The organism is Tenuifilum sp. (assembly GCF_037481895.1).
In the GTDB taxonomy this organism is placed as follows: domain Bacteria; phylum Bacteroidota; class Bacteroidia; order Bacteroidales; family Tenuifilaceae; genus Tenuifilum; species Tenuifilum osseticum.
Window position 1 is genome coordinate 1 of the sequence record NZ_JBBFKU010000065.1, and the last position, 6,524, is coordinate 6,524.

General features: G+C 48.3%; 4 protein-coding genes. 2 read left to right on the forward strand and 2 right to left on the reverse strand.

Annotated features, from left to right (window positions below; translation table 11 throughout):
• Positions 1 to 442 precede the first annotated feature (442 nt).
• Entirely contained in the window at positions 443 to 1,516 is a 1,074-nt protein-coding gene (gene amrB, locus WHS63_RS12980) for an AmmeMemoRadiSam system protein B (RefSeq protein WP_445205481.1), read from the reverse strand.
• Between the two features lie 268 nt (positions 1,517 to 1,784).
• On the opposite strand from amrB, the gene WHS63_RS12985 reads away from it, so the two are divergent.
• Both WHS63_RS12985 and scpA read left to right on the forward strand, forming a co-directional pair.
• A complete protein-coding gene (locus WHS63_RS12985; RefSeq protein ID WP_445205482.1) occupies positions 1,785 to 3,668 on the forward strand; it encodes a methylmalonyl-CoA mutase family protein in 1,884 nt (627 codons plus the stop codon).
• Between the two features lie 32 nt (positions 3,669 to 3,700).
• A complete protein-coding gene (gene scpA, locus WHS63_RS12990; RefSeq protein ID WP_445205483.1) occupies positions 3,701 to 5,836 on the forward strand; it encodes a methylmalonyl-CoA mutase in 2,136 nt (711 codons plus the stop codon).
• 421 nt (positions 5,837 to 6,257) lie between these two features.
• Here the strand turns inward: scpA and WHS63_RS12995 are convergent, their stop codons facing one another.
• A complete protein-coding gene (locus tag WHS63_RS12995) occupies positions 6,258 to 6,440 on the reverse strand; it encodes a hypothetical protein (RefSeq protein ID WP_445205484.1) in 183 nt (60 codons plus the stop codon).
• Between the last annotated feature and the right edge of the window lie 84 nt (positions 6,441 to 6,524).

Consider the following 6,524-nt stretch of genomic DNA (forward strand, 5'->3'; position numbering starts at 1 on the left):
TGACTCATGTGGTATCGCTTACTAGACCCACCGCCACGTTCCACCCCCGACCCATTGCCGGGTCAGGCTTTTATGCCTCTGCTTAAGTCATTCCTTGTTAGTTGAGGTATTTCATTAATAGAGGGAATTAAAGCACAAAGCGATGCTTCGGCTGGATTAAGCATGGCAACCGTATCAAGAACCGAGCAACGGTAAGTATCACAGAGTTACACAGAATGGCATTCACGAACAACGATACACAAACAACCAGCAACTACACCTGTCATCCCGGGCAAAGTTGAGGGATCTCTTCATGGGATTGAAGAAAATGAGCAAAGAGATGCTTCGGCGAAGTCTATCCCGATAAATCGGGACTCAGCATGACATCGTAATATCTTGCTTAGCTCAACATCACTAATAACCTTAACTAAACGACATTGAAAATTTTCTTGTTTTCATACAGTTACGGGTAAACCACCGCTGCATATCCCACCCAGTGCCTGATATTCGCTGGTGCGGTTTGACCCATACCCAGATCTGCTACCGGTAAGGGTTGGTGGTCGATACTGGTAGCGTAACCAACAGGTAATCCAATAAGGTCGGATCCGTTCATAAGCTGATTCAGCTTAATGGCAGTAAGCAACGCAAATGGAATACTATACCGGCCGCACCAGGTCCATTTGTATTCCCTGTAATTCTCTGCATCGACCGTATAACCGAAAAAATTGCGGATTTTCACATCGTTGAGTGTCCCTTTCAGTGTGGTATTAATAATTTCGAGTTCCAGATCAACCGCTTTTCTGAAACCTGCTGAATCGGCACCAAATGGAGCGTAATTCTTACCACCCCAATCCTCATCGCCGTAATGAACGGCATCGGTGGTTACCACCAAGGCAACATCGGAACCCCAGTTCAAATTATGCCTCTGGAAAACTTTTTGAAGGGCCGTTGCAAACGCTGTTGCTACTGCGTTCATCCTATCAAAGCTCATGCATGGAACCAGGATTGGCACAATTTCAATATCGCGCCTATTATGCTGAAGGAAAGGTAGCATCGACTCAACGGAGTGTTCAACAATATGCATGCTATCGTGCCTAATAGCCATATCCCCTGGCAATTCTTTGATGATGTGTTCACGCAGCTCCGACACAGGAATGTTTCCGTAGGCCCCATGCCAATGTGTGAAGGAATCGAAAACCAGCGCATCCTCAAGGTTAAACTTGCGGGCTTTGTGTGCCACACCAAATAAAATAATAGTTTTTGCGCTGATGTTCCTGAGGGTGGCAGGGTATAGCCATCCCACATAGGTATAGTCGTCGTGTGGGCAAACTGCAAGCCTACAGCCATTAACCGTAGGGGCTTTTGCAAGCATTTCGCCCTGTAGCGACATAATTCGGCTCATGACCGAATCTATTTGATACTGCTTTGTAGCAAATCCAATGGTATCGACTGGCTTGCGAACCGATACATTCTTCACTCCTCTAGTGCAACATAAAAATGTTATTGGGAGCATTAGAAAAAGCAGCTTCGTTTTCATATGAAAGAGAATTTATCAGCATAGTAAAATTATGAATTATTTTTTAATACCCACATAGGCCAATAAAAACCAGAACACATATTGCAATTATGAAACTTACAACTGCAACCCTGCTACTGTTATGCTGAAAAGTGTTAAGCCTGTTTAACCCTACCGCAACCAATTTTTATGCTTAATAGCATTATTCGCTTAATTATCACCCCAAATTAACAGGCTGCTATTGTAGCAATTGTTAAATTTGCAAATCAAAAATCCTAAAAGTCTGATTATGGCAGAAAAAAGCAACGAGAAGCTTTTTACCGAATTTCCGCCGGTTTCAACAGCTGAGTGGGAAGCGGTAATCCGCGAGGATTTGAAAGGAGCCGACTACGATAAAAAGTTGGTATGGAAAACGCTCGAGGGGTTCAGTGTTAAGCCATACTACCGCTCCGAGGATCTTGCAAACCTTGAAACAGTTCATGTTAAACCAGGCGATTTCCCGTTTGTAAGGGGTAACCACCAAAAAGGTAATCCTTGGCTCATCCGTCAGGATTTTGAGGTATGCCTCGACAAACCCACCGAAGCCAATCGAAAAGCAATCGACATGCTGAGCCGCGGTGTGGAATCGTTAGGTTTTAACCTATGTAGCGACTGTGAACCCTCATACGACTCCATTAGCCGATTGCTTAAGGATATCGACCTTTCAAGGATGGAGGTTAACTTTACAGGGGGATCAGCATCAGCCAAGGCGCTTCCTTTCATTATCAAGTTTTTTGAACAGTCGGGCGTAAAGCCAACCGATATCAAAGGTTCTATTGATTACAGCCCGCTCACAACTTTTGCGCTTAAAGGCAAATTCTGCTGCGAGAACGATGCCTCGTACCAGGGTTTGGTGAACGTGCTAAACGCCGTAGAGAGTTTCCCAAACTTCAGGGTTATTGGTGTTAACGCCCATGTATTCCACAACAGTGGCTCCTCGGCTGTTCAGGAGTTGGCCTTTGGCCTTGCCATGGCCAGCGATTACCTAAACGCCCTAACCGACAAGGGTTTTGGTATCGATGAGTTAGCAGCTCGTATCCGTTTCAACTTTGCAGTGGGAGCAAACTACTTCATGGAAATGGCTAAGTTCCGTGCTGCACGTATGCTCTGGGCAAAAATGGTCGAAGCCTACAACCCCAAGAGCAAGGATGCTGCCCGCATGAGCATTCATGCCGAGACCAGCCGTTGGAACCTTACAGTTTACGACCCATACGTTAACATGCTCCGCACCACAACCGAGAGCATGAGCGCCGTATTGGCTGGAGTTGACTCGCTCAACGTGTTGCCATTCGATGCGCCATTTGCTCAGCCTTCGGCTTTCAGTGAGCGTATTGCCCGTAATCAGCAAATACTGCTCCGCGAGGAGTCGCACTTTGGCAAAGTAGCCGATCCTGCTGCAGGCAGTTACTACATTGAGAACCTTACAATCTCAATTGCTGAGTACGCCTGGAACCTATTCCTTGAGGTTGACAGCCAGGGAGGATTCCGCGAAGCCTTTACAAAAGGATTTATTCAGGAAAAGATTAATGAGGTTGCTGCTAAACGCGACGCCAATATTGCCTCGCGCCGCGAGACCGTTCTTGGAACCAACCAGTACCCCAACTTTACCGAGGTTGCCGACCTTGCCAAGGTTAAACCCGAGGCAGTTACCCGTCCAAAGCCCGTGAAATCAGCCGATGCTATTGCTCAACCTCTTGTTCCTTACCGTGGTGCTCAGGCTTTTGAGGAGTTGCGCTACCGAACCGATAGTAGCGGCCGTCGCCCACGTGTGTTCATGCTAACCCTTGGCAATTTGGCCATGCGTCGTGCACGTGCCCAGTTCAGCTGTAACTTCTTTGCCGTTGCTGGCTTTGAGGTTATTGACAACATCGGTTTCAATACTGTTGACGATGGTGTAAAGGCTGCAATGGATGCTAAGTCCGACATTGTGGTGATTTGCAGTTCCGACGATGAGTACGCCACACTTGCCCCCGAAGCCTTTGAAAGGCTTAATGGCAAAGCAATTTTTGTTGTGGCCGGCGAGCCCGCCTGCAAACCCGACCTTGAGGCAAAGGGGATTGCCAACTACATCAGCGTGAAGAGCAACCTGCTCGATACCCTGCTCAAGTATCAGGAAATGCTGGGAATTAAGTAACTGCAATTTTACTTAACCATAAGAGGTAAACAATGAAACCCGATTTTAAAAAGATAGATATAAAACACATCGATAAAAGCAGCGGTGTGTTAAACGTAGAGGCCGACTGGTTAACACCCGAACGCATTCCGGTGAAACCTGCCTTTACCGAAACCGATCTGGAGAACATGGAGCACCTGAACTATGCAGCAGGTATTCCGCCTTTCCTCCGCGGCCCTTACAGCACCATGTACGTGATGAAGCCTTGGACTGTAAGACAGTATGCAGGCTTTTCAACCGCTGAGGAATCAAACGCCTTTTACCGCCGCAACCTGGCCGCTGGCCAGATGGGGCTTTCGGTAGCATTCGACTTAGCCACTCACCGCGGCTACGACTCCGACCACGAGCGTGTAGTTGGCGACGTGGGTAAGGCAGGCGTAGCTATCGACTCGGTAGAGGATATGAAAATCCTTTTCGACGGCATTCCCCTCAACAAGATGTCGGTTTCAATGACCATGAACGGTGCAGTACTCCCCGTTATGGCGTTCTACATTGTGGCTGCGCTTGAGCAGGGTGCCAAGCTCGAGGAGCTAAGCGGAACCATTCAGAACGATATCCTGAAGGAGTTCATGGTGCGTAACACCTACATTTACCCTCCTGAATTTTCCATGCGGATTATTGCCGATATCTTTGAGTATACCTCAAGGAAGATGCCCAAGTTCAATAGCATCTCCATTTCGGGGTATCACATGCAGGAGGCCGGTGCTACTGCCGATATTGAACTAGCATACACCCTTGCCGACGGGCTTGAGTACCTGCGCACTGGGGTAAAAGCTGGTATTGATATAGATGCCTTTGCGCCCCGCCTATCGTTTTTCTGGGCTGTTGGCATGAACCACTTCATGGAGATAGCCAAGATGCGTGCTGCACGCTTGCTCTGGGCTAAGATTGTTAAGCAGTTCAACCCCAAGAATCCCAAATCGATGGCGCTGCGTACACACAGCCAAACATCGGGGTGGAGCTTAACCGAGCAGGATCCCTTTAACAACGTAGCCCGTACCTGTATTGAGGCGATGGCAGCAGCGCTGGGTCATACCCAAAGCTTGCATACCAACGCACTCGATGAGGCCATAGCCCTTCCAACCGATTTCTCGGCCCGTATTGCCCGCAACACTCAGCTGTACATTCAGGAGGAAACCAACGTTTGCCGTGCAGTTGACCCATGGGCAGGCTCCTACTACGTTGAGTACCTTACCAACGAGATAGCCCATAAGGCATGGAAACTTATTCAGGAGGTAGAAGAGCTTGGCGGTATGGCAAAAGCCATTGAGACCGGCATTCCAAAAATGAAAATAGAGGAAGCCGCAGCCCGCAAGCAAGCACGTATCGACTCGGGCAAGGATATTATTGTTGGTGTTAACAAGTACCGCCTGGACAAGGAAGATCCCATTGAAATACTTGATGTTGACAACACCGCCGTGCGCGAAGCGCAGATCCGTCGCCTGCAAAAACTCCGTGCTGAACGCAACGAGGCCGAGGTTCAAGCTGCCCTCAATGCCATTACACGTTGCGTAGAAACTGGCGAAGGGAACCTGCTGGAACTATCGGTTGAGGCTGCCAAGAAACGTGCTACACTCGGTGAAATATCATATGCCTGCGAGAAAGTGGTTGGCCGTTACAAAGCGGTTATCCGTTCCATTTCAGGCGTTTACTCAGCAGAATCTATGGATGATCCTAACTACCAGAAAGCCCGTGAGCTCTGCGAAAAGTTCGCTAAGCTCGAGGGACGCCAGCCCCGTATCATGATTGCCAAAATGGGGCAGGATGGCCACGACCGTGGCGCCAAGGTTGTATCGACCGGCTATGCCGATATAGGCTTTGATGTGGACATTGGGCCTCTATTCCAAACCCCTGCTGAGGCAGCTAAACAAGCCGTTGAAAACGATGTTCATGTGCTTGGCGTGTCCAGCTTGGCCGCCGGCCACAAGACCCTAGTTCCTCAGGTAATTGAGGAATTAAAGAAACTTGGCCGCGACGATATCATGGTTATTGTTGGGGGCGTTATTCCTCCTCAGGACTACCAGTTCCTTTACGACCATGGAGTTGTGGGCATATTTGGCCCCGGAACCTCAGTGGCTTCAGCTGCTGTTAAAATTCTGGAAATCCTGCTCGAAAAATTCGAAGAGTAATCACATCGTTTATACTGAAAAAGGGTTGCGATTGCAACCCTTTTTTATTTATTCCTGATTTATAAGTATAAACTCCGTTAAAACGACTTTTTGTCATGCTGAGCCTAGTCGAAGCATCCCTTCCCTTTTATATCACTTTGTAATATGATTCCTCGACTAGTTCGGAATGGCAACACCATAGGCTCCCTCAATTACTTTGTCATGCTGAGCACAGCCGAAGCATCACTTTGTACATTCATTACCTTATTCTTTATTGTTCTTCGGGATACTTTCGCAGTGCGATGCAACGTTTCAGAGTTGTTCTTTGGAAAAGGTAATGCGTGCATCGCTATACTAGTGGGAGTAGCCATGGGGTTACAAATGTTTCGCCCCTACGGGGCTGGGGACGGCGTTCGTTGTACGTGAATCGTGGGATACGACCTCACCCCAACCGATATCCCTGAGAGGGAATGGAGCGTAAGAAGCAGGCAGTGGCATAAAAGCCTGGCCCGAAAATGGGTCGGGGGTGGAACGTTGCAGTGGGCTTAGTAAGCGATACCATATGAGCCACGCTGCAGGCGTGGCGAATAGTATCGCGTGGCAGTTCCACCCACGGGGCACCCATCGGGTTAGGCTTTTCAGCCTTGATTTTCTTTGGTTCTTTCTTGTATCAAGACAAGAAAGAACATCTAAGCCGCTCTTTGCCATG